General features: G+C 57.4%; 21 protein-coding genes. 3 read left to right on the forward strand and 18 right to left on the reverse strand.

Features of this window, described 5'->3' with window-relative positions:
- Nucleotides 1-71: 71 nt before the first annotated feature.
- The 6 genes from dnaK to hypB all read right to left on the reverse strand — a co-directional run bounded on the left by dnaK (nucleotide 72) and on the right by hypB (nucleotide 7,754).
- A complete protein-coding gene (dnaK, locus tag CI070_RS09750) occupies nucleotides 72-2,000 on the reverse strand; it encodes a molecular chaperone DnaK (RefSeq protein ID WP_094135371.1) in 1,929 nt (642 codons plus the stop codon).
- A gap of 378 nt (nucleotides 2,001-2,378) precedes the next feature.
- Complete coding sequence (gene hypE, locus CI070_RS09755) at nucleotides 2,379-3,413, reverse strand: hydrogenase expression/formation protein HypE (protein WP_094135372.1); 1,035 nt, start codon at nucleotides 3,411-3,413, stop codon at nucleotides 2,379-2,381.
- Nucleotides 3,414-3,417: 4 nt separating this feature from the next.
- Nucleotides 3,418-4,485, reverse strand: coding sequence for a hydrogenase formation protein HypD (gene hypD / locus CI070_RS09760; RefSeq protein ID WP_094135373.1), 1,068 nt, complete (start codon nucleotides 4,483-4,485; stop codon nucleotides 3,418-3,420).
- Between the two features lie 31 nt (nucleotides 4,486-4,516).
- The gene (locus CI070_RS09765; RefSeq protein ID WP_012420439.1) at nucleotides 4,517-4,759 is read right to left on the reverse strand and encodes a HypC/HybG/HupF family hydrogenase formation chaperone; all 243 of its coding nucleotides are present in this window, start codon (nucleotides 4,757-4,759) and stop codon (nucleotides 4,517-4,519) included.
- A gap of 3 nt (nucleotides 4,760-4,762) precedes the next feature.
- A complete protein-coding gene (gene hypF / locus CI070_RS09770; RefSeq protein ID WP_094135374.1) occupies nucleotides 4,763-7,090 on the reverse strand; it encodes a carbamoyltransferase HypF in 2,328 nt (775 codons plus the stop codon).
- Nucleotides 7,071-7,754, reverse strand: a complete 684-nt coding sequence (hypB, locus tag CI070_RS09775; RefSeq protein ID WP_256943510.1) for a hydrogenase nickel incorporation protein HypB — start codon at nucleotides 7,752-7,754, stop codon at nucleotides 7,071-7,073. Before hypB ends, hypF begins: the two co-directional genes overlap by 20 nt.
- A 547-nt stretch (nucleotides 7,755-8,301) precedes the next feature.
- On the opposite strand from hypB, the gene hisS reads away from it, so the two are divergent.
- Together hisS and aspS are read left to right on the forward strand one after the other, a co-directional pair.
- On the forward strand, nucleotides 8,302-9,576 hold the full coding sequence (gene hisS / locus CI070_RS09780) for a histidine--tRNA ligase (protein ID WP_094135376.1): 1,275 nt from the start codon (nucleotides 8,302-8,304) through the stop codon (nucleotides 9,574-9,576).
- 38 nt (nucleotides 9,577-9,614) lie between these two features.
- The gene (gene aspS, locus CI070_RS09785; protein ID WP_094135377.1) at nucleotides 9,615-11,408 is read left to right on the forward strand and encodes an aspartate--tRNA ligase; all 1,794 of its coding nucleotides are present in this window, start codon (nucleotides 9,615-9,617) and stop codon (nucleotides 11,406-11,408) included.
- Nucleotides 11,409-11,684: 276 nt separating this feature from the next.
- Here the strand turns inward: aspS and CI070_RS09795 are convergent, their stop codons facing one another.
- The 6 genes from CI070_RS09795 to CI070_RS09820 form a co-directional block, all read right to left on the reverse strand.
- Nucleotides 11,685-12,236 (reverse strand): hypothetical protein, encoded by a 552-nt coding sequence (locus tag CI070_RS09795; RefSeq protein ID WP_143245499.1) that lies wholly within the window; start codon nucleotides 12,234-12,236, stop codon nucleotides 11,685-11,687.
- Between the two features lie 527 nt (nucleotides 12,237-12,763).
- Nucleotides 12,764-13,129: a DUF2752 domain-containing protein gene (locus tag CI070_RS09800; protein WP_179218289.1), complete on the reverse strand. Its 366-nt coding sequence runs from the start codon at nucleotides 13,127-13,129 to the stop codon at nucleotides 12,764-12,766.
- Nucleotides 13,130-13,198: 69 nt separating this feature from the next.
- Nucleotides 13,199-13,654, reverse strand: coding sequence for a hypothetical protein (locus CI070_RS09805; protein ID WP_094135381.1), 456 nt, complete (start codon nucleotides 13,652-13,654; stop codon nucleotides 13,199-13,201).
- A gap of 116 nt (nucleotides 13,655-13,770) precedes the next feature.
- Nucleotides 13,771-14,313, reverse strand: a complete 543-nt coding sequence (locus tag CI070_RS09810) for a hypothetical protein (protein ID WP_094135382.1) — start codon at nucleotides 14,311-14,313, stop codon at nucleotides 13,771-13,773.
- 19 nt (nucleotides 14,314-14,332) lie between these two features.
- Entirely contained in the window at nucleotides 14,333-15,496 is a 1,164-nt protein-coding gene (locus CI070_RS09815) for an aminotransferase class I/II-fold pyridoxal phosphate-dependent enzyme (RefSeq protein ID WP_094135383.1), read from the reverse strand.
- Between the two features lie 23 nt (nucleotides 15,497-15,519).
- Nucleotides 15,520-16,695, reverse strand: a complete 1,176-nt coding sequence (locus CI070_RS09820) for a beta-ketoacyl synthase N-terminal-like domain-containing protein (protein ID WP_094135384.1) — start codon at nucleotides 16,693-16,695, stop codon at nucleotides 15,520-15,522.
- Nucleotides 16,696-16,816: 121 nt separating this feature from the next.
- Between CI070_RS09820 and CI070_RS09825 the strand changes: the two genes are divergently transcribed.
- Nucleotides 16,817-18,100 carry an alpha/beta hydrolase family protein gene (locus CI070_RS09825; RefSeq protein ID WP_094135404.1) on the forward strand — a complete coding sequence of 428 codons (1,284 nt, stop codon included), beginning with the start codon at nucleotides 16,817-16,819 and terminating at the stop codon, nucleotides 18,098-18,100.
- A 56-nt stretch (nucleotides 18,101-18,156) separates the two neighbouring features.
- Here the strand turns inward: CI070_RS09825 and CI070_RS09830 are convergent, their stop codons facing one another.
- The 6 genes from CI070_RS09830 to CI070_RS09855 all read right to left on the reverse strand — a co-directional run bounded on the left by CI070_RS09830 (nucleotide 18,157) and on the right by CI070_RS09855 (nucleotide 26,539).
- Nucleotides 18,157-19,341, reverse strand: a complete 1,185-nt coding sequence (locus CI070_RS09830; protein WP_094135385.1) for an acyltransferase — start codon at nucleotides 19,339-19,341, stop codon at nucleotides 18,157-18,159.
- Nucleotides 19,342-19,640: 299 nt separating this feature from the next.
- Complete coding sequence (locus tag CI070_RS09835) at nucleotides 19,641-20,240, reverse strand: SDR family NAD(P)-dependent oxidoreductase (RefSeq protein ID WP_218824896.1); 600 nt, start codon at nucleotides 20,238-20,240, stop codon at nucleotides 19,641-19,643.
- A gap of 80 nt (nucleotides 20,241-20,320) precedes the next feature.
- Nucleotides 20,321-22,078 carry a (E)-4-hydroxy-3-methylbut-2-enyl-diphosphate synthase gene (gene ispG / locus CI070_RS09840; RefSeq protein ID WP_094135387.1) on the reverse strand — a complete coding sequence of 586 codons (1,758 nt, stop codon included), beginning with the start codon at nucleotides 22,076-22,078 and terminating at the stop codon, nucleotides 20,321-20,323.
- Nucleotides 22,079-22,278: 200 nt separating this feature from the next.
- Nucleotides 22,279-23,247 carry an NAD-dependent epimerase/dehydratase family protein gene (locus tag CI070_RS09845; protein WP_094135388.1) on the reverse strand — a complete coding sequence of 323 codons (969 nt, stop codon included), beginning with the start codon at nucleotides 23,245-23,247 and terminating at the stop codon, nucleotides 22,279-22,281.
- 69 nt (nucleotides 23,248-23,316) lie between these two features.
- Nucleotides 23,317-23,838, reverse strand: coding sequence for a GbsR/MarR family transcriptional regulator (locus CI070_RS09850; RefSeq protein ID WP_094135389.1), 522 nt, complete (start codon nucleotides 23,836-23,838; stop codon nucleotides 23,317-23,319).
- A 109-nt stretch (nucleotides 23,839-23,947) separates the two neighbouring features.
- The gene (locus CI070_RS09855) at nucleotides 23,948-26,539 is read right to left on the reverse strand and encodes a YfhO family protein (protein WP_094135390.1); all 2,592 of its coding nucleotides are present in this window, start codon (nucleotides 26,537-26,539) and stop codon (nucleotides 23,948-23,950) included.
- Nucleotides 26,540-26,546 lie beyond the last annotated feature (7 nt).

The following is a 26,546-nucleotide window of genomic DNA, read 5'->3' on the forward strand; positions in this document are numbered from 1 at the left end:
ATGAATAATACGGGATGTAATGTTCCGCCGGAGGGGGGAATCGCTTCCCACTCCGGCGGGAAGGGGATTGCTTATTTGTCGTCGTCCACGATTTCGGCGTCCACCACACGGCCCTTCGCCTTGCGGGGACCGTCGGAAGATTCCTCTTCGGGAGCGGCGCCCGGCATGGGGCCAGCGGCCCCGGCGGACTGCTGGGCGGCTTCCGCCGCTTTGTACAGGGCTTCCAGGCGGGATTCCAGGTCTTCCTTGCCAGCCTTGATCGCCGTGATGTCTTTCTTGGAGACGGCTTCCTTGAGACGCGTTACCTTGTCTTCAATTTCGCGCTTGAGTTCCGGGGGCAGCTTGTCCCCCATATCCTTAAGCTGGCGCTCCACGGAGAAGCAGAGGGAGTCAGCCTGGTTAATGGTGTCAATTTCCTCAGCGCGTTTCTTGTCTTCTTCCGCGTGGGCTTCAGCGTCGCGCTTGGCGCGCTCAATTTCATCCTTGGAAAGGCCGCTGGAGCCCTGGATGGAAATTTTCTGCTCCTTGCCGGTGCCCTTGTCCTTGGCGGATACGTGCAGAATGCCGTTGGCGTCAATGTCAAAGGTCACTTCGATCTGCGGTATGCCGCGCGGAGCGGGGGAGATGCCGTCCAGCTTGAAGTTGCCGAGGAGCTTGTTATCCTCAAACATCTTGCGTTCGCCCTGGCAAACGCGGATGTCCACGGCGGGCTGGTTGTCGGCGGCGGTGGAGAACACCTGGCTCTTGCGCACCGGGATGGTCGTGTTGCGTTCGATCATCGGAGTGGCGATGCCGCCCATCGTTTCAATGGACAAGGTCAGCGGAGTCACGTCCAGCAGAAGCACGTCGTTCACGTCCCCCTGAAGCACGCCGCCCTGAATGGCGGCGCCCAGGGCCACCACTTCATCCGGGTTCACGCCCTTGTGCGGTTCCTTGCCGGCCAGCGTATGGGCCATTTCCTGAACGGCGGGCATGCGGGTCATGCCGCCCACCAGCACCAGCTCATCAATGTCTCCGGTTTTCAGCCCGGACGCGGCAATGCAGTCCAGCACAGGCTTGCGGGTGCGGTCCAGCAGGTCTTCCGTGAGCTGTTCCAGCTTGGGACGGCTCAGCGTCAGCTGGATATGCTTGGGGCCGGAAGCGTCCGCCGTAATGAACGGCAGGCTGATGTCATAGCTCTGGGTGGAGGAAAGGGCGATCTTGGCCTTCTCCGCTTCTTCCTTGATGCGCTGGATGGCGTCAGGCTGGTTGGAAAGATCCATGCCGGAGTCTTTCTTGAACTCGCCTATAATCCAGTTGATGATTGCGCTGTCCCAGTCGTCGCCGCCCAGGTGGGTGTCGCCGTCGGAAGCCTTCACCTCAAACACTCCGTCGCCGATTTCCAGCACGGAAATATCAAAGGTGCCGCCGCCGAGGTCATATACGGCAATGTTTTCATTGGACTTTTTGTCCAGGCCGTAGGCCAGGGCCGCCGCCGTCGGTTCATTGATGATGCGGCGCACTTTAAGGCCGGCGATTTCACCGGCGGCCTTGGTCGCGTTGCGCTGGGCGTCATTGAAATAGGCGGGGACGGTAATCACGGCCTCCGTGATGGTTTCGCCAAGTTTGGATTCCGCATCGGCTTTCAGCTTGGCCAGCACCATGGAAGCGATTTCCTGGGGAGAAAAGGTCTTCTTTTCGCCGCCCACGTCCACGCGGATATAAGCATCCCCGTTGGGAGCTTCCACAATTTCGTAAGGCACCTTTTTATCTTCTTCCGTCAGTTCGCTGTATTTGCGGCCGATGAGGCGCTTGGAGGAAAACACGGTGTTTTTCGGGTTGGTTACCGCCTGACGTTTGGCGGCCTGCCCCACGAGGCGTTCACCGCTTTTGGTGAAAGCGACAATGGAGGGAGTGGTGCGCGCACCTTCGCTGTTTTCAAGTACGGTTCCCTGACCGCCTTCCATCACAGCCATGCACGAGTTGGTCGTGCCAAGGTCAATTCCTAATATTTTAGCCATATCGTTATTTTAGATTGTTTTGAATGGATTTCGTTGAGATTTGATTTCCTCATGACCTGAAGTGTCATGCAGGCAAACTCATATTCTTGCCTCTCTTGTTGCAAATGGCATGCCAACTTGGCAAGGCATACAGAACAATAAACATAAACATCATATTATGATGATATTATATCGTTTCTTCCTTCCTTTCCACTATTTCCCTGACAGAGGGAAACGGGACATAATGTCACACCAAAAAGAGACAAAATGTCGCACAACGCCATTTTGTCCCACTTCCTAAGAAACAAGACGGACGCAAGGCCGTTCTGAAATTCCCCGCGCCGGGAGAAGTTTCCGCATCCCCCATGGTTCCGCATTTTCCATATAAAACGCCAGGCGTCAGCAGATGCGGGGAAGCTGCATTCCTGAAGGCATCGTCAACACCCGCTCCACTCCAAGACGCCCCGTCATCAGCAGGGGAGCCGTCCCCAATTCCGCCACACGGCCTATGACGCAGGCTCCGGCGGATACGCCGCAGCCGCGCATCAGGTTCAGGGCCTCTCCCTCATGCTCCCGCGGAAGAATAGCCAGATAACGCCCCTCACAGGCCACCTGAAGCGGGTCCAGCCCCAGCAGGCCGCACGCCGCCCTGACATCCTCGCGCACGGGAATGGACATTTCATTCAACTTCACCGTCAGGCCGGCAGATTCCGCAATTTCCGAAAGAGTGGCGGTCAACCCGCCGCGGGTCACGTCACGCAGGCAATGCACGGGAATGCCGGAACGAATGACGGCGGCCACGGACTCGTGCAACGGAGCGGAATCACTTTCCAGGCCATCTCCGAAAAACAGCCCGGCGCGCAGGCTCATAATCGTCATGCCGTGCCTCCCCAAATCCCCGCTGAGCAGCACGGAATCCCCCGGACGAACGGAAGAAGGACTGATCTCCAACCCATGGCGCACGATGCCCACCCCGGCAGTATTAATATAAATGCCGTCCCCTTTTCCGCGCTCCACCACCTTCGTGTCCCCCGTCACAATACGGACGCCCACCGCACGGGCCGCGGCAGCCATATCCTGCGCCACGCGGGTCAGCACCTCCATCGGAAGCCCTTCTTCCAGAATAAAGCCCGCCGTCAAATACAATGGCTCCGCGCCGCTCATGGCGAGATCATTCACCGTTCCGTGCACCGCCAGTGAACCGATGGAGCCCCCGGGAAACTCCAAAGGCTGCACCACAAAGCTGTCCGTCGTCATCGCCAGCCGTCCCGGAGGAACCTCCAATACGGCAGCGTCATTCTGCACGCCTTCGGAAGGGGAACCGAAGGCGCTCAGAAACACGGAACGAATCAGCTCATTCATCAAACGGCCTCCGCCGCCGTGAGCCATCTGAATACGGTCGGAGACAGGTTCAGGAACAGGACACTCAAACATGGCATCAACTTCTTTTGTAATGATAATAAGCGGCGCATGCCCCTTCCCCGGACACCATGGGAGCGCCCAGCGGTGTCAGCGGCGTGCAGGACGAGCCGAAAAAAGGGCATTCCCCCGGGCGAATCAGCCCCCTCAGCACCTGCCCGGCCAGGCATCCGGAAGCCTCATCCGCACCCGGCCTCCCCGTTCCGCATTCAAAACGAAGAACGGCATCCATGGCACGCCACTCCCGGCGCAGCCTCATGCCGCCGCCGGGAATCAGCCCCAGACCGCGCCAATGGCGGTCTTCCGGCTCAAAAACTTCATTCATCCTTTCCTGCGCCGCCCTGTTTCCACAGGGTTTCACATAACGTCCGTACGCATTCCGCACTGCATATTCCCCGGCTTCCAGCTGACGGACGCACATCAGAATGCCGCGGAGCAGGTCCGGAGCCTCAAACCCCGTCACTACCATGGGCGTCCGGTAACGAGTGGCCAGACGCCCGTAATCCATTTCCCCCGTGACGGCGCAGACATGGCCGGGGGCCAGGAAGGCGTCCGGCCTTCCCTCATCCTGATCCATCAGCCATTCCAGAGCCGGGGGGACCTGCACATGGGCGCAGAGAACGGAAAAATTGGCATACCCCAGCGCGCGGGCCTGCTGCAGGGCAAGCGCCGTAGCCGGGGCCGTCGTCTCAAACCCTACGGCGAAAAACACCACTTCCGTATCAGGATGGGTTCCGGCATAAGCGACCGCTTCCAGCGGAGAATACATCAAAAGCACGTCTCCCCCCCTGGCCTTGGCGGAAAACAGATCCCCGCGGGAACCCGGCACCCGCATCATATCCCCGTAGCTGCACAAAACTACGCCGGGCCGCAGGCTCAATTCCACGGCCTGGTCAATCAACTCCACCGCCGTCACGCAGACCGGGCAGCCGGGGCCGTGAATCAGGCGCAGGCCGGGAGGCAACAGCTCCTCCAGCCCCAGAGAGGCAATCGCATGCGTCTGGCCTCCGCATACCTCCATGACCGCCCACGGACGCGTCACAGCGTGGCGCAATTCTTCAATCAGCTGCCGGACTTCCTCCTGCATAAACCATTAATTGAATTCGGGAAACGCCCCCTTACAGAGGATCTGTATTTTCCACAATTTCCCTCATTTCCCTGCGGGTTTGAAGAGCGGTTTCCTCATCCAGCACGCTCAGGGCCATGCCCACGTGGACGATGACGTAATCCCCCGGCACGGCTTCCGGCACACAGGCCAGGTTCACTTCACGGGTCACGCCGCCAAAGTCCACCACCCCCAATCTGAACAAAGGGTCCGTCTCATTAACGCTCACAATCTTTCCGGGAACGGCCAAACACATATTCTATCCTTTCCATTGGCGTACGACCGCCGCAACCTGCCCCAGGGAAATTCCCCCGTCATTGCACGGCACCCGCTGGGGCAGAGCCAACTGGCACTTTCTAGACTGGGCCATTCCCGCCAGGCCTTCAAGCAAAAAGGCATTCTGAAAACATCCGCCGCCCAGCACCAGCCTGTCCAGGCAAAAACGCTCCGCCACGTCAAATGCCAGATTCGCCAGGCTCTCATGAAACTTGCGGGCGATGCAGCCGCGGGAAACGCCTTTCAACAAATCTTCATCCACAGACTTCATCAGCGGCCGCCAGTCCAGTTCCAGCAATCCCTCTTCTTCATGCATAACCCATTCATACGCTTCCCCCCGCATTTTTTCCCCGGAAGCTTCCGCGGCCCATGATTCCAGCATCATGGCGGCATGGCCCTCACACTCCGCCTCACCGTCAAAACCGCACCAGAAAGCCACGGCATCAAACAACCGCCCCATGGACGAAGTAGCCGGGCAATGGATATTCCGGGCCATCATCGCCTCCAGAACCTCGCGTTTCCGCACAGGCATCCCCCTCTCCAGACGCTTATCAAGCCCCTCCGTACGCCACGGCATCATCTGGCGGGCCACGGAACAGGCGCACCGGGAAGGGTCCCGAACCGCTTCATCCCCGCCGGGCAGAAGAAACGGCCTGAGCCGCGCCACCCTGCGCGGCTCACCCTCTTCCTCCAACACAAAAAATTCCCCTCCCCATACCGTTCCGTCCGTACCGAACCCTGTCCCGTCCCAGGCGATGCCCAAAGCTGGAAACGGCGTTTCATTCTCCACGGCGCAGGCCAGCACATGAGCCTGATGATGCTGCACAGGGACAACCGCTGCATTCCACTTCCGCGCCAGACGCCGGCCAAGGGCCAAGACAGGGCCGTCCGGATGGGCGTCCACGGCAATTACCTGCGGAACGGCATCCAGGGTTCTGCCCAGCGCCTCCACCGTCCGCTCAAAAGCGTTCAGGGAAGCCGCACTGCTCAGGTCACCGAGATGCTGGCTCATGACGGCCACGCCCCTTTTCAGCCAGCAGATGGTATTCTTCAGTCCGGCCCCCAGGGCGAGCACGTCGGGAGCCGCCGCGGATGTGCGCCACACGGGCCGCGGGGCATATCCGCGGGCGCGGCGCACCATCATGACCTTGCCGTCCGTAACGCGGACCACGGAATCATCCACGGGCCGCATTACCGGGCGGTCATGCACAAAAAACACATCCGCCACACGGCCCAGTTTCTCCAGCCCCTCCTCCACGGAGGTGCAGAGGGGTTCGCCGCTCAGGTTCCCGCTGGTCACCACCAGAGGCTTTCCCCACACATCCATCAGCAGCGCATGAAGAGGGGAAGACGGAAGCATTATCCCCACAAAACGGCTGAACATGCACACGGAAGGAGCCAGATCCGCACCCTTCCTCCCCCGGGCCAGAACAATGGGGGCGGCCGGAGAAGCCAGCAGGCGCTTCTCCTCCTCCGACAGGCGGCACAGCCTCTCCGCCGCAGCCACATCCGGCACCATCACGGCAAAGGGCTTGGCGTCACGCTCCTTCAACCGCCGGAGACGCCTGACGGCAGCTTCCGAAGAAGCATCCGCCAGCAACTGAAACCCTCCCACGCCCAGCAGGGCCACAATCAAACCGTCCGCCAGCACCCATGCCACCTGTGCCGCGGGGGTATCAAACCCATGGCCGAACCCCAGTTCGGAACCATCTGAAAACAGCACCTTCATGGAAGGGCCGCAGGACGGGCAGCCGATAGGCTGTGCGTGAAAACGCCTGTCCTCCACATCCTGGTACTCCCTCCGGCACTCCGGACACATTCGGAACCCCTTCATGCTGGTTCCCGCGCGGTCATACGGCATTTTCTCAATAATGGAATAGCGGGGGCCGCAGTGCGTGCAGTTGGTAAACGGATAATGATACCGGCGGGAAGACGGGTCGCGCATTTCTTTCAGACATTCCGGGCACGGAGCCAGATCCGGCAGCATCATCGGAACGCCTCCGGGGGTGGAATTGCTTTCCTCAATGCGGAATTCCTCAAAACCGGCAGGCTCGCATACGGTCCGCTCCACTCCATCAACCCGGGCATGCTCCGGCAGACCGTCCATCAGCGCGGAAAAAAAACGCTCCGGAGCGCCGGACTCCCCTTCCACATGAATCTCCACGCCGGACTCCGTATTGCGCACAAACCCCTTCAATCCGTGCCGTACCGCCAAACGGTACACATGGGGCCGGAAGCCGACCCCCTGAACCATGCCGGCTATCTCCAATTTCAATGCCGCGGCGGCCTGTTCAATGGTGGTGATGGCCATGATGCTGAATCGTGCCTTCCCGGGCGCGGCGCGCACGCTCCACAATCTCCTCGCACCAGGCTTCCATTCCCTCGCCGGTCTTGGAAGACACCTCCATCACGTGCGCATGATGAGCCACCTTGTTCAGGGCGGCCAGGGCGGCGTCACGGTTAAACTCAACGGCATCCGCCAGATCGGACTTGGTCACCAGGGCAACATCCGCAGAATGAAACATGGGAGGATATTTCAACGGCTTGTCCTCCCCCTCCGTCACGGAAAGCAGCACCACGCGCGCGCCTTCCCCCAGGTCATAGGAGGCCGGGCAAACCAGATTTCCCACATTCTCAATAATCAACACGTCGAGATCGTCCAGAGGCATTTTCTTCATGGCCTCCGCAATCATGCGGGCGTCCAGATGGCACATGGTGCCCGTTGTAATCTGCACCACGGGAATATCCGCGCGGCTCAGGCGCTCCGCATCATTATCCGTCGCCAAATCCCCTACGATAACCCCCATGCGCACACGGCCGCGAAGCATCTCCGCCGTCTTTTGCAACAAAGAAGTCTTTCCTGACCCGGGAGAAGAAAAAACATTGATAACCAAAAGGTTTTTTGCCGCAAAAAAACCTCTGTTGCGCTCAGCCAGCCGGTCATTGGCATCCAATACCGGAACATGGACGTCCATGCCGTGGCCGTGACTTTCATGGGAGAACTCCCCCCCGCATCCACATTCTTTACACATAATCAATACTGCTATTAGATTCTCAAAGAAGAAAAAAACTCATTCGTTTCACGTCATATTCCTATGAAATCAAACAAAACTGCCCCGGTTTTCTTTTTAGCGCGGGAAAAAACACCTTTTCTATAAAGGGAAAGATGCAATGCTCCATACGCAGAAAAACTTTTGAAAACACCTTCTTATCATTTCCCCTTGCTGTTCAATATTGTTGTTTGACATCCGATTACAAATCCCCAGCCACTTAAACCCGCATGCCCCACAGCCCGCGCCAAAAATCCGGATAATTTATAAAAAACAATAAATTCCCCAATAATCAATCCTTTCCCGCCTTTCCTCATTTCATGTAAAACCGGAAGAACCATCCCCATCTGCCGGCATAAGGCCATTTATATGATTTCCACCGAAATTCCTTCATCATAAGCATGTGGACTTGCCAAGGCATAGGAATTCTGTAAACTGTTTCGTCCTCAGACAACATCCTTTTTTCCAGGTTATGCCAGACGCTCGCTTTCAACCACTTCCCGGATTCCGCGATTTTGCACCGGCGGACTGCGCCGTGCGCAACTATCTTTTCAACGCATGGAAGAAAGTGGCGCACCGTTACGGATTCCTGGAATGGGAGGGCCCCACTGTGGAAGCCACGGAGCTTTATCTTAAAAAGAGCGGGGGCGAACTGCCCACCCAGCTCTTCCGCTTCACGGACCAGGGGGACCGGGACATCACCATCCGCCCGGAACTCACCGCCTCCCTGGGCCGCATCGCAGCCGCCTACCAGCGCGAATACACCAAACCGCTCAAGTGGTTTGAAATCGGTTCATGCTTCCGTTACGAAAAACCCCAGAAAGGGCGTCTGCGCGAATTCTACCAATTCAATGCGGACATTCTGGGAGAAGCCTCCGCGTGGGCGGATTCCGAACTGATAGCCCTGGCCATTGACTGCATGAGGGAACTGGGCTTTACGCAAAACGACTTCATCGTGCGCGTCTCTGACCGGGAAGCCTGGATCAGGTTTGCTTCGGAACACGGCGTGCAGGAACAGGATATTCCCGCTTTCCTGGGCATTGTGGACAAATTTGAACGCGACCGCTCGGAAGAATGCCAGCGCAAGCTGGACGCCTTCCATATCAGCCGCGGAGATCTGGTGGCTTTCATTGAAAACCCGCCCGCCGGAGCGTCCGAACGCTATGACATCCTGAAGAAAGACCTGACGGCCCGCGGGCTGGACGGCTATGTCAGGCTGGACCTGTCCGTAGTGCGCGGGCTGGCCTACTACACCGGCCTGGTTTTTGAAATCTTTGACACACAGCGCAGCCTTCGCGCCGTAGCCGGCGGAGGCCGTTACGACACGCTGGTAGGCGCCCTTTCCAACAACGCAGTGGACATGCCGGCAACCGGCTTTGCCATGGGGGATGCCGTCATCACCCACCTCATTGAACAGACGCCCCATGCCAAAGCGCTGAAAGATGCGGCGCTGGCCTCCGCAGGCTGCGACATCTTCATGGTTCAGGCGTCTGAGAGCCGCCGCGCAGAGGTTCTTGCCATCGCTTCCGCCCTCCGGGACCAGGGATACAGTGTAGACCTTCCCCTCACGCTCACCAAAGTCAACGGACAGCTCCAGAAAGCCGTCAAATCCGGCGCCCGCGCGGCCTTGATCGTGGGAGATGAATTCCCGGTCATGGAACTTCGCGACCTGGGAGCCCGCACCTCATCCTCCGTCGCCATGGACGACCTGTTTGACGCCGTGGCTTCACTCACCGGAAGCAATTGACGCCTTTCTTTCCCCCCTTTTTTCCATTTTCAATAAAGATGAACTCATACCGCACTCATACCTGCAGCGAATTGCGCGCTGCGAACATCGGCAAGCCGACCACCCTCATCGGCTGGGTAGATTCCGTCCGGGACCATGGCGGCGTCATATTTATCGACTTGCGCGACCGCTCCGGCATCACGCAGGTAGTCTTTCACCCGGAAGTCAATCAGGATGTGGCGAAAGCCTCCCAGCAGCTCCGCTCCGAAGACATGATCCAGATTTCCGGCACCGTGGCCGCCCGCCTGAAAACGGATACCGTGGACACGACCAACGCGGACCTTCCCACCGGGGAAATCGAGGTCTCCGCAGACACCCTGAACGTCATCAACAAGGCTGACGTGCTCCCCTTCCAGCTGGATCGGGCCCTCTCCAACGAAGACCTGCGCCTCAAATACCGCTTTCTGGACCTGCGCCGCCCGGCCATGGCCCGCAACATGCAGATCCGCCACCGCGTCACCAAGGCCACGCGCGACTATCTGGACGAGCACGGCTTTCTGGAAATTGAAACGCCCATCCTCTCCAAATCCACGCCGGAAGGCGCACGGGACTTCCTGGTCCCCTCCCGCCTGGCGCCCGGCAAATTCTACGCGCTGCCCCAGGCCCCGCAGCAATACAAGCAGCTGCTCATGGTGGCCGGCATGGAACGCTATTTCCAAATTGCCCGCTGCTTCCGTGACGAAGACCTGCGCGCGGACCGCCAGCCGGAATTCACCCAGGTGGACATTGAAGCTTCCTTCATCACGCCGGAAGACATCTACAACCTGGTGGAAGGCCTGCTCAAACGCGTATACAAGGAATCCCTGGGCGTGGACATTCCCACCCCCTTCCCCCGCATGACCTGGAAGGAAGCGATGGATCAGTACGGTTCCGACAAGCCGGAACGCCGCTTCGGCATGAAGCTGACGGACGTCTCCTCCATCTTTGAAAACAGCGGCTTCAAAGTATTCGCCTCGGCCGTAAGCAACGGCGGCGTAGTCAAGGCCATCAACGCCAAGGGATTCGGTTCCGCCTCCGTTGGCCAGATTGACGCCCTGACGAAAACAGCCGTGGAAGCCGGCGCCAAAGGCCTGGCCTACATCAAGGTGCGCGAAGAAGACTGGAGAAGTCCCATCTCCAAATTCCTTTCCGACGAAGAAAAGCAAAAACTCACGGAAGCCCTGGACATCGAAACGGGAGACCTCGTTCTCTTTGCCGCCGGCCCGTGGGAACCCTCCTGCGATATCCTGGGCCGCGTGCGCCTGCAATGCGCCGAATTCATGGAACTGCTCAAGGACAACAAGGAACGCGACTTTCTGTGGGTTATTGAATTCCCGCTGTTGGGCTGGGATGAGGAAGAACAGCGATGGGTCGCCATCCACCACCCCTTCACCCGCCCCGTCAAGGAAGACGAACAAAAACTGCTCAGCGGAGAACTCTCCGCAGACCTTCGCGCGCAGGCCTACGACGTGGTGCTCAACGGCACGGAGCTGGGAGGCGGGTCCATCCGCATCCATGAACGCGACTTGCAGTCCGCCATGTTCAAGGCGCTCGGCATCACGGAGGAACAGGCTCGCGAACAATTCGGACACATTCTGGACGCTTTCAGCTTCGGCGCTCCGCCCCACGGCGGCCTTGCGCTGGGACTGGACCGCCTGGTCATGATGATTTGCAACGCGGAATCCATTCGCGAAGTCATCGCATTCCCGAAAAACAACCGCGGAGCGGATCTGATGAGCGATTCCCCCGCCGCCGCGGAAGACCGGCAGCTGCGCGACATTCACATTCAAGTGAAACTGCCCGCTAAAAAATAGCCGGAACCTTCAAGCAAACCCCCGGATGGCTATCATTCCATCCGGGGGTTTTTTCATGCAGAAAAAACAGGGCTCCCTTTCCCGGCAGGCAGCACGCCATTCCTCCCGGCCTTTTTCCCGCGCCTTCACCTCGGATACGGCAACCTTCCCGTCGTCCATGACGGCCAAATAAACTCCGGGCCGGGCATGCCGGACATTCGGCCCAATTTCCCAACCGGAATGTGGCGGCCTCCGGATAAAACCAGAATAAACCGGTATCTGAAACAATCCGTTTTCCTACCCTTTCAGCACACATTCATCCCGGGGCGCCGTGAGAGGACCTGCTCCGATTTCAATATTCAAAATCCGGCAAGGATGCTGGCGCTGTTCCGAGGCGCAATGCCGCATCCCCTGAATCAACACCCTCAAATCACCCGCCCGGTCATCCTTCCTCCATCCGGAGATGAGCAGACGGAGGCACTGAACCCTCCCATCTCCATTCGTCTGGAACCAGATAGCCATGGTCTCATCCGCGGCCATGCGGCATCCCCTTCCGGTAAGCCTGAACATTCCGGAATCCCCTGAACACTCCATGCTGTCCCAAACAACATCCTTGATGCCGCACTCGGCTGAATTCCTGACGGCAATCTTTCCGCCGGGAAACCATCCCATATGAAACAGCAGGCATCGCATCAGGTAGGCACGTCTTAAGGCGCAATCCTCCCGGTGGGTGCCGAGCCCAAGAGATTTCCTGGCTCCGCAAAACTTGCTTCCCCGGTCGATAGTCAGCCGGATTTTATAACTCCCGGATGCATTCTTCCGCAATTCGATTGATCTATAGATGGACATGCAAATATTCATACAATATCCAAAAACTATATATATAAAATCAGGCGGGCCTAGAATAAAAATGTTAGAAAATAACACAACTACATAAAAAACAATATTATCAGCAAAACATTAAAATGAGAAAAATCCAAAATATTCCATGCCGCGGATACTCCTTTCCATGAACGGCAAGAACGGCCGTTTTCAGAAAAGCTATTCTCCTTCCTGACAAAAAATAACCCTGAGGAACAAAACAACAGCCCCGCATTCCCCTCTCCAAAAACCAGCCCCCGTGACAGGGAATAAACAGGCGGCAGAAGAACTTCCCACGCCCCTCTTCAAAACCTTCGCCGTCCCATCTGCCGGGGACAGGTAGAACTGTTTCTTCCAGCCCGGCTGCCCCTCCTTTCCGAATGGTCAATCAATGGGAGTTGAAAATAGACATGATGACCATCCGGTTAATTCATCCGTCCTTTCCCGGAGCATCTTTTTAACGTGCCGAATTCATGACGGCAAAATCATCATGCCTGGACGCATCCCGTAAGAAACTATTTCCCCTCCCTTTCCTGCCGGATTTCTCCACAGGAGAGCCATTTATCCTTTTTCCGGCGCATGGCCCTTCCCCGCCAGAGCCATGCCAAATAAACCACGGCAGCCCCTCCATTGAGCAGTCCTGCCATAAACCAGACCGGAGCGCCGCGGTTCCATCTCCATGCGGCGCGGATATTCCCGCGGGCCATTTCCGCATACCCCCGCGTCATGCCGCACAACGGGCATTCACGATGCGGCACGGCAACAGAGGCCGCCAGAGAATTCATCCCGTCAGGGCTGACTGCCAGCGCCATGAGGGAAGGCGCCAGCAACAGGCAGGACAGAACAGCCCATACAGGCAGCCACACTTTCCTGACCATCATTCTATTACGGCATGAACGCCATGACGAGCGCACGCCATTCATCGCCGATCTTCCTGAAAGGTTCAGGAACTACAGTTCCCGGGAGCCTGTTCCGTCCGCGGGGGACATTCCATCCGCCTCAACGGACCGCCTCAATGCCTCCTTGTTTTCCTGCTCCATCTGCCGAAGCTCCTTCTGAATTTCCAGAGCCTTCTTTTCCACATAATCCTGGTGCTGTTCCATGTAGGTCACGGTAACGCTAGCCATCCATGCCTGGACAATTCCCGCCACGGCGGACAGAACCAACGCGATAATGGCGACCACCAGAGCCCCTTTGGGTGAACCTTTACTGACAGCCACAATGCTCATAATCAGCGCAATAATGGCAAGCAATCCCGCAGGAATCAGGGTAATCCAACCCAGGCACGGGAAAAAACCGACCAATGCCAATACCAGGGCAATAATGCCGAGCACAAGAGCAGCCGTGCAGGAAAGTGAACCGCTGCAGCAGGACGAAGGAGAAGAAGAGTCGTAAGTATTCATCATTACATTATTTTATAGGGTTCAGTGAAAATTCCTTTGGGAACCTTCATTCTTTCTCATTACAAGGAGAAAAACTTTCCTGTCAAGAGGCAAGCTCTGCCATTCGGGACATCAGGATGTCATCCCATAGTAAAGAACATCAGATACCCCGCCACGACGGCAGATGTCCCCAAAACGACGCTGACCAGCATCAATTTCCGTTTCTTTCTGTTCCTCCACATCAGAAGAATGCCGGAAATATACAACAGGATCAGGGAAATGGCCGAGCCATATCCCAGCGCGGAAAACCACCACCCCGCCTTCCCCTTATGAACCAGCAACAGATTGGGGTAAATGCCAGGCTCCACCACCTCAGCCCTGAGGGAATTTTCCGTTCTTAGAAACAGCACATGCGTACCTGTTACCAAACCCAGAATGTAATTCCCCTTAAACGGCCTGACCTTTCCTTCCGGTAATTTCACGCCCAGACGCTCCAGTTCCCGGCAGGAATCCGCATAGGGAGGCTCATCTCCGGAACTTAATTCATACACTTCCACGTGGGAGGTAAAATGCTGATCCGCGCCACCCATATACAATAGGCCTGTCACGGCATATACCATGATCATCGGCAGGAAAAACAGGCTCAGGACCAAATGCAGGGAAAGGGAAGACAACGCTTTCATGATTTTCCAGCTGACAATCCTATTCTCCGTGCGGCAGCTCCTCCAATATTTGCCCCAGCCGACGTATCCAACCGGAGTGATGAGCCGCCGTCACCGTAATGCGCAACCGGGCCGTTCCACGGGGAACCGTGGGATAACGGATGGCGGGAGCCAGAAATCCCTGTTCCAGCAGAGCGTCCGCCGCAGCCAGGGCAGCCTCGTTCTCTCCCGCGACAACAGGGAAAATGGAAGAAACAGGCCTTCCCGGCATCCCCAGGGCGGCGGACAAAACATTCGCCAGCACGGAAACACGGCGGCGCAATTCCTTTCCCTCCCCGCTGCGGATCACTTCCACCGCGGCCAGGGCGGCAGCGGCCAGAGCGGGGGGCGGAGCCGTGGAATAAATCAGGGACCGGGCGGAATTAACCATGACATCCGCCCAGGCGCGGGAACAGGCCACATATCCGCCGCTTACTCCGGCGGCCTTGCTTAAAGTCCCCATTTGAAAATCTATCCGGGAGGAAACGCCCAGCTCTTCCGCCAGTCCTGCCCCGTGTTCTCCCAACACGCCGAATCCGTGAGCTTCATCCACCAGCAGCAACGCGCCGAATTCATCCTTCAGACGCACGATTTCCCGGAGAGGGGCACGGTCTCCATCCATGCTGAAAACGGATTCAGTCACTATCAGAATCCCTCCGAAAGGATTCGCGTTCCGCAAATGTTGCAGTTTTTTCCTTAATGACTCCATATCATTATGAAGGAAGGTAGACAAACGCGCCCCGGACAAACGCGCCCCGTCAATCAGGCTGGCATGGGACAACTTGTCCATCAGCACCGTATCCTCCCGGTCCGCAATAGAAGTAATCACTCCCAGGGAGGTAGCATAACCGGAAGAAAAGCTGACCGCCGCCTCAGTTCCCTTCAGAGCGGCCAGGGCCTCTTCCAGACGGGAATGCGCCCGCCGCGTCCCCGTCACCAGGCGGGACGCCATGGCCCCGGCCCCTTCATCCCGCACCGCACGGGAAAAAGCCTCCGCCAGAGACGGATGGTGGGCCAGCCCCAGATAATCGTTGCTCGCCAGATTGACCACTTCGCGCCCATCCGCCAGGCGGGCCATCCCTCCGGGCAGGCATTCCACATCCCGCAGGACACGCAGCAGCCCCGCAGACTGCAACTCTGACAAAAACTGTTCAGGATTCTTCATAAGCGTTCAATATTCAACAATATTCAGCCGTCCACGGCCAGACTCAGCACCACATTATGGCCGCCCATGGAAGCGGAGGATTTGACCAGCATCCGCCCCCCGGCCAACGGCAGTTCCTCCGCAGAACAGGCGCCGCCTTCCGGGAAGGTGACCCAGGAAGGATTGGGAGGCAATACCCCCTCTCTGGCAAAGGCCAGCATCAGGGCCAGTTCCAGAATTCCGCTGCCTCCAATGGCATGCCCCGTCCACGGCTTCATCATCCTCAAATCCGGCAGTCCGTTTCTAAAAACCCTTTTCAGAGCAGCCCGTTCGGACACGCTATTCCCTGCCGTGCCGCTGGCATGGGGACAAACGGTCAGAGGGACCTCTCCATCCCAATTTTTCAAAGCATCCTCCAGCAGGGCGGCAATGCTCTTTCCGTCCTCCGGCATGCCCAGCGGGCTATAGGCATCGGAATTCACCAGATAATCCTTCACATAAATACCGGGTTCCGAAGACAACTCCAGGGCTATGGCCGCCCCGCCCTCGGAAATGCACATGCCGTCGGCCAGGGGGCCGTAGGGATCATTCAAGCCATTGCGGGAAAGCATGCCGGAGGCCCAGTACGTCCCCAGCAGCTCCCGGCACAAGGGCAAATCCAGACCGATAGCCAACGCTCTCTTGACAATTCCCTGCCGCATCAGCATGGCGGCCATGCCTACGGCATCCAGGCCGGCGGCACAGCCGCTCGCCAGGACGTGATAAGGCCCGCAAATTCCTAATTCGATGCTGACGCAGGAAGCAAGCTCGCTATGCAGGGAATTGGGAACGGCCAAAATTTTCATGGCCCGCCGTCCCGGCCACGGGCTCAGCCACCCGGAAGCGTTCCCGCGGGAACTGCCTACAATCAGGGCGGCGTCCCTCAATTCCTCCTTTCCCCATCCGGCTTCCTCCACGGCCTGTCGCGCCAACAGCAGCGCCAGCTGGGAGGCAGGGCCGTTCCTGCGGCTGCATAACAGCCCCCTGTCTGGAATCCATCCGCTTAATACATCGTCCCAGGGATTCCCCTCGCCCCACAACTCGCTCAACGGCTTCAACACTCTGCGTCCTTCCCTTACCCCGGCAAGATGGGCTTCTGCCCCCATGCCGAAGCCGGAAGCCAGGCCCAGGCCGCATACCCGCGGTTCCGGGCTTCCAGGACTCTTACCCCCCGTCATCATGACGGCGGCAAAACTACCGCCCTGCCCGGAAAAACTCAAGCTTCCGGTGCGTCAGGAACAACCTGAAAAGACCACCGCCGCAACCTTGCAACGGGAGCTCCTTTTATGGCAATCTGGCTTCATGACTATTCAGCCCGCCGTTTTCTTCTCTCTTCTGTTGGCAACACTTTCTCTTCCCTCCTTCTCCCTTTCCCCGCCCAGTGAAAAATTCCGGGCGGAAGACTGGGCGGTGCTTCATTCCTCCCGGAGCGACCAGCGGCATGTTTCCTCACGGGGCGTCGTCCAAACCATGCTGGAAAAACTGCGTCCGGCATGCGAATTTTCTCCGGATATGGCTCCAAAGGATTTCCCCGCCTGGCGGGAAAAACTCCGGGAAGCCATGAAACAACTGATGAAATTTCCCCTTCAGGCGGATATCCCCGCCCCCGTTCTGGTAAAAACCGCGCAAAGAGAACACTACCGGGTGGAAAAATGGGAAGCCTATCCCTTCCCGGGAGCCGCCGTACCGTTCCTGGCGCTCCTGCCGGACAACGCTTCAGACAAAAATCCGGTTCCCGTGCTGTTCTGCATTCCTGGTTCCGACCAGACCAAGGAAGAGCTGGCGGGGGAAACATCGCCGGATCTGGACCAGCCTCCCGTACAGCAGCCGGGCAACAACGCCATGGCGTTCCATTATGTCAGGCAGGGATGGGCAGCCATTGTGGTGGACAACGCCGGAACGGGAGAGGAAGGAGACGCGGAACGCGCCGCAGGCCGTTCTTCTCACGATTATGAAAACCTGGCCCGTTTCCTGCTGGAAATGGACTGGAGCTGGCTGGGCTACGCCTCCTATGCGGACCAATGTGTTCTGGATTGGGTGAAAACACGCCCCTGGGCGCAAAAAAACCATATTATTCTCAGCGGCTTCTCCCTGGGAACGGAACCCATGATGGTTCTGGGCATCCTGAATCCGGATATCTTTGCCTTTGTATATAACGACTTTCTGTGCCGCACGCTGGAACGCGCCAAAACCATGACCATGCCCAACGGCAGGGGCATGCGCTCCGCGCCCAACTCCATCCGCCACCTCATTCCGGGCTTCTGGAAACAATTCGACTTCCCGGATATTGTGGCGGCTCTCGCCCCGCGCCCCGTCATCTGCACGGAAGGCGGCCTAGACAGGGACTTCCGGATCATCTCCGCAGCCTACCGTATGGCCGGAGCGCCGGATCATTTCCAATACCACCACCAGCCCCGGTTTGCGGACCCTGCCCAACGCTGGAACGGCAGCCACTTGCCCGCAGGACTGGACAGAGACGCTTTTTTCCGCCTCGTCAACGTGGACCCTCGCAACCACTTCTTCAAAAAAGACCTGGTTATTCCCTGGCTTAAATCCCTCCTGGACAAAAGCCATCATAACAACTAGCCCGGCTTCCGGGCAAAAACCGCCCGGAACCGCCGGAACAGAGCATTTCCACGTCCTCAGGAACGCGGATTTATCCGGCGGTACATCTGCCGGAACGCGTGCCCCAGCTTTCCGCAAAAGCCCGTTACTGACCGGGCGCCTCTTTCCACGTTTATCAACCTGAACAAATAACGCCTCACGGAGTCCACCAGGGCGCATCCAGCGTAAACCGCGGCGGCGGCCAACACTTTCACAACCATCAGCGCTGTGGAAGGAGACGCAGTCCACTCAAAGACATCCCATAAAAACCACTTTCCTATCAAAGCATTGCAATGCAGCACATAAACGCTGAACGACGCTGCCGCCAACCATGAAACGCAGGAGACATATCTTCGGGATGAAAAATGCATCCGGGAAAAAATCAGCAGCAGAGCAACCGCCGTTCCTACAATAAAAGGAGAATTATAGTGAACAAACATTCCACCGCCCTTGACCTGCCCAATCAGGTATGGAGACACCACGTTAAGAACCATCCTGAAACCCCAGGCGAAACATACGCATCCGGCATAAAACATCCATAAAGAACGCGTTTTCATTCCCATCAGCAAACCATGCTTTTTAATATACATCCCCAGCATGTAAAGGCTGCCCAGCCACCAGATGGTATACCCTTCTTCCACCGAAAACACATCCCTGTGAAGCAGGGTGGGAATAACGGAAAACAGCACAAAAACGGTCACCAGAAGATATTGGAACTGTAATTTGGTCAGCCTGTTCCCCAGGGCGTTAAGAAACGGAATGAAGAAAAACAACCCCACATACGCCGTCACATACCAATATTGACCGGATAAAACGGGGAAAAGGGAATTCAGAATATGATTCAATTGAAGCGCGTGGGGAAACAACAACAGCGCGAGCAGCAAACTGCCCCATGTATAAAAAACAACCTGAAACCATAAGGAAACCACGCGTTCATACCTGAACGTTCCGTCGCAGCACACATATCCTGTAATGAGCGCATAACAATTCACCCCGCAATAAGCGGCAGTCTCCAGCAGCCACCCGACATTATAGGAAGAGGTCCCATGATTCTCCACAGACAAAACATCAATGGAGGCCAAAAGATGAAGAATTAAAACCATCACCATGGCGACAATGCGCAAAGCATCTATCCCATAATTCCGGGACGGGAAAATATATTCCGGACAACCACAGGAAAAACGCTTTCCTTTCTCTTCATCATCAGCCAGCGGCAAACTCATGGAGAAACATTTCTACGGATTTATTATCCGCGTTCAAGCCTTAATATTGAAGAAGAGTGATTTAAGAAAAAACTGACGGTTCAGGGATATCCGGTTTCCGCCGGAAACATGAAATTCCAGACACGGAAAGAGAAATTTCTCCATGTTTACATGCTTTCCAGAAGACCGGAAAACCCTTGTTCCTGGGGATTTCCTGTTTTCAGAATCATCGCAGGCGCCCCCTTTTATTTAAAAAAGGAATTTTTTGAAAATATTTTATTGGGAGAAATGAACGCGGATAATAAATCCGCTGTCCATTATTAAACAATTCTGCTGTCCAGATCGAACACCTGGCCGGAAGCTGCCGTAAGAACATCCTGTAAAAACAGGATAAACGCCGCAGCCTGCTCCGGCGTATTCAACCGGTTCAACACATGCCGGGACAAAGCCGCCTCTTTCACGCTCTCCCTCAGCACGGCCGTCATCTCCGTCAGCATGAACCCCGGCAACACCAGATTCACGCGAATCCCCTCCTTTCCCCATTCCCGCGCCAGGCTCTTCACCAGGCCTGACAGAGCAGCCTTGGAAGCGGCATAAGCCGCCTGGGACGGAGCCGGACGGAGCGCCGCATAAGAGCCGACCATCACCACCTGCCCCTGCCGTTTCTCCCGCATCATGGCGGCGGCGGCGCACCGGCCGCACCAGGCGGCTCCCGTCACATTCACGTTCATTACCTCGTCCCACTCCTCCTCCGTCTGTTTCAGGAACGGCCTGTCCCTGGTAATTCCGGCGGCGCAAACCGCCAAATCATACGCGGCATGGCAATCAAACCAGCGGCGTACAGCGGAACGGTCTCCCACATCCAGTACGGCATGGCCCGGAGCATCCGTCTCCCATCCTGCGGCGGAAAAACATTCCACGACGGCCCGCGCCAAACCGCCGTGACCGCCGCTGATAAACACTCTCCGCATCAGAAAAAGCCTCCCTCAACGTTAAAACCTCACTTGGGGTCCACCCACCGCCCATACTCCTTAATCAGGTCTACCAGCCGTTCCACAGCTTCCTCCTGGGGAATATTGAACTTCACAGGGGTGTGCTTCACATACAGGTTGATCTTGTTCGGCGCGCCGCCCACATAACCGAAATCCGCATCCGCCATTTCTCCGGGGCCATTCACAATACACCCCATCACGGCAATCTTCACCCCTTTCAAATGTTCCGTGGCTTTCCGGATGCGGGCCGTCGCCTCCTGGATATTGTACAGAGTGCGTCCGCAGGACGGGCAGGAAACGTAATCCGCCCGCGTCAGCCTCGTTCCCGTGGCCTGCAAAATATTAAATCCCAGGAAGGAAGCCAAACGGGGGTCTGGTTCGCCCTGAATCAGCACGGCGTCTCCAATCCCGTCGCACAGCAAGGAGCCGATATTGCGGGCAGCCGTCAGCGGCACGTCTTCCCCGGAAACGGAACCGGGCGCCAGCGTATCTTTCAGCAGGATCAGGTGCCTGTCCTCAATACGGGCAGCCAGAAGGCGGAACGCATATACAGGCTCCATAGCCAACCCGTTCTTTACAGTGACAATGGACGGTTCCGCCAGTTCCTTCAACGGCTCCAGATCGGCATCGCACCGGGGATCCACCTCAATGGCATCCAGCTGCCCCAGGGATAATTCAGGCATCATGTCCCCCATCGCCTCCCGTTCCGTCTGCAGGGCGTAAAACCCGGCGTCGGGGATCGCCACGCGCACAGGCTGCTCCCAGCCCAGGCGCACGCCATGACACATCGCCAGCCCCCCCTGCCTTTTGGAAAACTTCAGGGGGTCATAACTCAATTCCGGTTCAGAGAAGGAAACCGGGTCATCGGAACGCTCCGACGGTTGGAAAGGATTGGTCAGGCGGTAAGCCACGGGCACCTCCCGCACAGCGTCCTCCGTCAGGGAAACGCGCAGGGTATCCCCAATGCCGTCCGTCAGCAGGGAGCCGATGCCCACGGCGCTCTTGATGCGTCCGTCCTCTCCGCCCCCGGCTTCCGTCACCCCCAGATGAATGGGATAATTCCAATCCGGCCCCAGGGCGTTCATGCGCTCCACCAGCAACCGGTAAGCGGCCACCATCACCTTGACGTTGGAAGCCTTCATTGAAAACACCAGGGAATGGTAATTCAGGTCGCGGGCAATCTGCGCAAACTCAATCGCGCTCTCCACCATCCCCTCCGGCGTATCGCCAAAGCGGTTCAGAATGCGGTCGGACAGGGAGCCATGGTTGGAACCGATGCGCATCGCGCGGCCATGCTCCCGGCAAAACAGGACCAGGGGCGTAAATTCCTCCCTCAGGCGGTCCAGCTCTTCGCGGTATTCGGCGTCGGAATACTCCCGCACTTCAAACTTCTTTTTATCAACGAAATTGCCCGGATTAATACGAATCTTCTCCACCCATTTGGCAGCCTCCATCGCGGCATCTGGCTTAAAATGAATATCGGCCACCAGAGGCACATGGCAGCCGGCAGCGCGCAATTCCCGGGAAATATTCTCCAAATTGGCGGCATACGCCCTGGTCTGCGCGGTCAGGCGGATAATCTCGCACCCAGCCTCCGCCAACTCCAAAGCCTCCTTCACGCAGGCATCCGTATCCCGCGTATCGGACGTCAGCATGGACTGAATCCGGATGGGATTGGACCCGCCCACCCCCACATTCCCCACCATGACTTCACGGGTTGCGCGGCGCGTGTATCGATAAGGACTCGGACAATAGGAAGACTGCATGAAACCACTCTACCGCGCCAGATTCCCCTGTCAACCATCCTTCAAAACGGAAAGCCTTTTCCCGCCAATCCGGCAACCGGAAAAACGGGAAAAACAACGTATTGCGGAGCTGCCGAAAACCCATGTGTTGAAAATAACCATGGAAAAAGTCAACGGCCGTGAAAGAAACGGCATCAGGCCGTCCGACGCCATAAACCTGGTCATGAACGCTTCCTTCGGGCCATTTCGCAGGCATAGGTTTTTCCCAGCTCCGCAGCGTGCTTTTCCGCCCATGCGGAAAGCCGGATAGAACCGGCAGGGGGAACCCCTTCAACATGGAGCCTGTCCTCCATCAACCCGCGGATCTCATCCCGGGTCAGCATCACGTCGCGATGAAAGATGCCCATGATACAGGCGGCGGCATAAGCTATCCATGGAGAAACAGACAATACCGGGCGCCTGCATCCCGTCACCCTTCCCAACATGGAAAACAATTCATAGAACGTATATGTTTCCGGCCCCACTGCTTCAACCACATTGTTTTTCCCGTCTTCCCGCAATGCTTCCCGTACAGCCAGGGCAGCCAAATCCCGCACATGAATCGGCTGGAGACGGTACTTCCCGTTTCCGGGAACGCCTACTACAGGAAGATGGCGCAATACCCAGGCCATGTTATTAATCAAAATATCCTCTCCCGGCTCCTCTCCAAACAATACTGCCGGACGCAATACCGAATACGGAACGCCCAGCCCTTCCAGCTCCTTTTCCAGAACGGCTTTTCCACGAAAATAACTCAAGCTGCTGCGGGCATCAGGGCAGGTAATGCTCACATGCACGATTCTCGTCACTCCAGCTCTCCGGGCCGCCTCAAACAGCACCTTCGTGCGCTCCACCGCCTGCGCATGCGAAAACCACCGCGTATTGAACCGTACCCAATACGTATTAATCAGGGAACGGCACCCGCGCAGGCTTTCCGCCAAAGAATCCGGATCATCCCAGCACAGAGGACACAACCGCCAGCCGTCCGGATTGGGTTTATCCGGAGAGTTGGTCAACCCCAGCACTCTGCCACTGAGCCTTTCTATTTCCCGAGCCATGTAACGGCCGCTGTAACCAAGAATGCCCGTCACGGCAAACACATCGGAACTCCCGCATTCATTCCGCCTTACTTCATTTTCTCTATTTTCCATAATTACAGAAATATCAGATTCGTAAATATTTTGGAATATCCGTTTTTTGCCAATCCTTCCGAAACCTTTTTACTTTCCCGCTATCCAGCCAAGAATTTTATCCCCCATTCTCAGTGCTTTCTTTATCAGGGAAGACGGCCATACCACCGCTTTATCCGCAAAAGCACAGCTCAACTGCAAAATCTCCTGCATGGACTCCAGACGTTTCACCTGAAACGGATTCCGCGCCCGACGGGCCTTATCCAAACATTCCCCAACCGCTCTCAAGGCTCCGTCAGCCTCCCGCCTCTTACGCTCCTTCATGATGGCCCTGGCCATCTCCCATACGTCGGCCTGCACACGATAATAAGACTTCCTGTCCCCCACCTTGCTCTCCCGAAACACCAGTTCCCATCCCTCCAGTTCCTTTAGAGCGGTGGAAACATTGGAACGAGCCATGGACAAAGCTTCACACAAATCGTCGGCAGTCAAAGCCCCTTCACTTAAATACAAAAACGCGTGAACGGCCGCTACCGAACGGCTGACGCCCCACCGTGCGCCCATTTCCCCCCACTGTTCCACAAAGGCTTTCTGCACATCATCCAAAACCATACCTGTATTTTCTGTTATTTCAGAAAATACGCAAGCAGAAAAATAATAACAATTCAACCTCTCCCCGAACGAAGTCTCCAGCCTCTTTCCCCGACTTCCGGGGATTCCTTCACAACGCGGACTGCACGATAAACAACACGATTGACCCTATATAAACAGCCGCCAGCACCACGGCGGCGCAGCACTGAAACAGCCTGTATCCGCAGGCCAGAACAATCCTCCTGAGCGTGGATTCCGGATGCCGCCGCGCCCACCATGCATACAGCAGGAAGATGACGGCCGCTCCGGAGGAAACCAGCAGGGAACTTTTCAACAGAGGCGGATAATAATCAAACACCACCCGGTTTTGCCCTTCCAGAAGGCGCACCGCCATCAATTCCCCCACCTTTTCCACAGGCGCCTCCATCCCGTTCCGCCGGGCCCTCCATCCCCGGTCATACACGAGCGGAACCATGAGAGCCTCCCCTTTTCCGGCAGTCAGCTCCACCTCCACATGGCCACCTCTTCCTTTCGCCTCCAGCCCGTACTTATCCTGCTCTTTCCCCAGAACCGGAACATCCTGCTCCGGCGTACGCGCCGCAGCCGCCAGAAGAGGAGACTCCACAACCCGCAGCATTCTTCCCTCCACCACGGTTTCCCCGGCAACGGCCGCACGCTTCAACTCCAATACCCCGTTATAGGTGCGGCTCGTTCCTCCGGATGTCTTCTGCGCCTCCGCCATGACGGACACCGCACAGCCATTGACGCGGAGTTCCGCCGTATCCGTCTGCGGGAACCCGTACACCGCGCCGGGATATTCCGGAATGCCCGCCCGGTAAAAGGGGCCGCTCATCTCCGTCCTCATTGTTACGGGTACGTAAAGGGGGCCTTCCGCTGATGGGCAGAGCGCGGCATGCAGGGCATTAAGATTGCTGAACACATCAGCGTTTTCATCCAGACGCAGCCCCAGCGCGCCCTGGGGAACCACCAGACCCCAGCGGGCGCCCGGAAGCCTGTATAAATACATGCCTTCCCGGGAAAGCACGCACTCCATTCCCACCATGGGCCGGGACGCCAGCACAAAACCATGGCCCAGCAATAAATCGGAAAACAGAGTGCCTCCCTGGCCGTATGTGCGCGTGAATTCATCCCGGTACCCCAGGTTTTTCAGAAAACGGAAATGATCGATGCTCGTCGTATGCCGGAAATTGCCAATACCCGGGACAGGCCCCAGGCAATCCGCGTTTTCCACCATCAGGCGATCCCTGTCCTTCACGCGCAGCAAGCCTGAATACCCCTTCATGCCGCGCGCCAGCCATTCCGCATTGAGCGCCTGGACGGAGGCTTTCTCCTCCTCCCCCTGCTTCCAGAACGCGGCAGCCCCTATGGGCAGCCCCAGCATCATCACGGCAGCAATGGACCACGCCAGCCTTTTGCCTTCCACATGCCTCCAGCACAGCCATGCGCATGCAAAAAACAGCAACGGCAGAAGACGCGCCGCAAGATCCGCAGCCGTCATCTGCAGGACAAACAGGGAAACGGAAAAAGCCGCTATGGGAAGTCCCAGGCTCCATCCCCACCCCCACGGCCGTCCTGCCGGCCCCGGCAGCCTGCCGCCGGACAAAATCCAGGCGCAGAACGACATTACCGCCAGATTGGGAATAAAACCGAACCGGACGGGAAAATCCACGTAGCTCCACAAATGGGCGGCGCGGTGGATGGGCTCGACAAACGCGGGCAAAACGGACACCGCCAGAAGAAGGATAAACAGGCGCCTCCCTCTGTCCGGCGCAGGGGACTCCTTCTTCCCGCAAGCCAGATAAACCGCCGCCAGAGCGGCGAATGACATCCCCGGCAGGCAGGCGTAAAGGCGTTCCAGGAATTTGGGAGGGTCAAACGGCCATGACAACTCAAAAAACGTGGGCGGCGTCATAAACAGGGAGCGCATGGAATCCCGGCTCATTTCCGCCATCGGCAGCCAGTAATAACAGGTGGCCAGCGTCACCGCCGCCGTGTACCAGAACACGCGGGCCAGGCGCACGCGGCGTTCCCGCGTCCCCTTCAGGGGCAGCGTAAAGGCCCACGCGAACAGCCAGCCGGTGACGACGGACATGAACGCGCTGTACAGGGAGGTAGCCAGCAGGAAGAGGCCGGCGGCATACAGCCAGCCCCTCCCCCCATTCACCAGACGGTAAAGGCCCAGCGCAAACAGGGAGAACATGGCGGCATGGTCCAGGAACTGCATGAACCCGTACTTGGTCTGGAAAAAGCCCCCCACGGCATACCCCGCCGTCAGCAGCACGGTCCAGCATACGGGCAGGGAGGGAAACACGCGTCTCAGGAACCAGGAAGCCGTCACGCAGATGCAGGCCACATCCGCCAGCATCACCCAGACCATGTCCTTCAGCAGGAAGGAATCCCCCATCGCCACGGCAATCCAGGTGGAGGGGACCAGCAGCTGATGCGGCAGCGTAGGGCTCACCCGGATTCCCGCGCCGCCATTGACATCATAAAAAAAAGCTCCGTCAAACGCTCCGGACATCAGGGCGGAGGCATAATACTTCAAGGTAGGATAAACCAGCTGCCCGTTATCCATATACTCCAGGAAGCGGCCGCCGAAAGGCCAGATCCCCCGTACCGCCAGAAAAAGGAACACCACCGCCAGGGAAAACGCGATGGACGCCAGGGACGTCAATACCGGACGGGAAGAAGCGGATTCCATGGCTCAA

Origin of the sequence: Akkermansia muciniphila, from assembly GCF_900184965.1 — a bacterium.
GTDB classification, from domain to species: Bacteria; Verrucomicrobiota; Verrucomicrobiia; order Verrucomicrobiales; family Akkermansiaceae; genus Akkermansia; species Akkermansia muciniphila_A.

Coding starts and splice junctions, on each gene's coding strand:
- dnaK (WP_094135371.1), bottom strand. CDS start 2,000: ATGGCTAAAATATTAGGAATTGACCTTGGCACGACCAACTCGTGCATG.
- hypE (WP_094135372.1), bottom strand. CDS start 3,413: ATGTTTGAGTGTCCTGTTCCTGAACCTGTCTCCGACCGTATTCAGATG.
- hypD (WP_094135373.1), bottom strand. CDS start 4,485: ATGCAGGAGGAAGTCCGGCAGCTGATTGAAGAATTGCGCCACGCTGTG.
- CI070_RS09765 (WP_012420439.1), bottom strand. CDS start 4,759: ATGTGTTTGGCCGTTCCCGGAAAGATTGTGAGCGTTAATGAGACGGAC.
- hypF (WP_094135374.1), bottom strand. CDS start 7,090: ATGGCCATCACCACCATTGAACAGGCCGCCGCGGCATTGAAATTGGAG.
- hypB (WP_256943510.1), bottom strand. CDS start 7,754: ATGGACGTCCATGTTCCGGTATTGGATGCCAATGACCGGCTGGCTGAG.
- hisS (WP_094135376.1), top strand. CDS start 8,302: ATGCCAGACGCTCGCTTTCAACCACTTCCCGGATTCCGCGATTTTGCA.
- aspS (WP_094135377.1), top strand. CDS start 9,615: ATGAACTCATACCGCACTCATACCTGCAGCGAATTGCGCGCTGCGAAC.
- CI070_RS09795 (WP_143245499.1), bottom strand. CDS start 12,236: ATGTCCATCTATAGATCAATCGAATTGCGGAAGAATGCATCCGGGAGT.
- CI070_RS09800 (WP_179218289.1), bottom strand. CDS start 13,129: ATGATGGTCAGGAAAGTGTGGCTGCCTGTATGGGCTGTTCTGTCCTGC.
- CI070_RS09805 (WP_094135381.1), bottom strand. CDS start 13,654: ATGATGAATACTTACGACTCTTCTTCTCCTTCGTCCTGCTGCAGCGGT.
- CI070_RS09810 (WP_094135382.1), bottom strand. CDS start 14,313: ATGAAAGCGTTGTCTTCCCTTTCCCTGCATTTGGTCCTGAGCCTGTTT.
- CI070_RS09815 (WP_094135383.1), bottom strand. CDS start 15,496: ATGAAGAATCCTGAACAGTTTTTGTCAGAGTTGCAGTCTGCGGGGCTG.
- CI070_RS09820 (WP_094135384.1), bottom strand. CDS start 16,695: ATGATGACGGGGGGTAAGAGTCCTGGAAGCCCGGAACCGCGGGTATGC.
- CI070_RS09825 (WP_094135404.1), top strand. CDS start 16,817: ATGACTATTCAGCCCGCCGTTTTCTTCTCTCTTCTGTTGGCAACACTT.
- CI070_RS09830 (WP_094135385.1), bottom strand. CDS start 19,341: ATGAGTTTGCCGCTGGCTGATGATGAAGAGAAAGGAAAGCGTTTTTCC.
- ispG (WP_094135387.1), bottom strand. CDS start 22,078: ATGCAGTCTTCCTATTGTCCGAGTCCTTATCGATACACGCGCCGCGCA.
- CI070_RS09845 (WP_094135388.1), bottom strand. CDS start 23,247: ATGGAAAATAGAGAAAATGAAGTAAGGCGGAATGAATGCGGGAGTTCC.
- CI070_RS09850 (WP_094135389.1), bottom strand. CDS start 23,838: ATGGTTTTGGATGATGTGCAGAAAGCCTTTGTGGAACAGTGGGGGGAA.
- CI070_RS09855 (WP_094135390.1), bottom strand. CDS start 26,539: ATGGAATCCGCTTCTTCCCGTCCGGTATTGACGTCCCTGGCGTCCATC.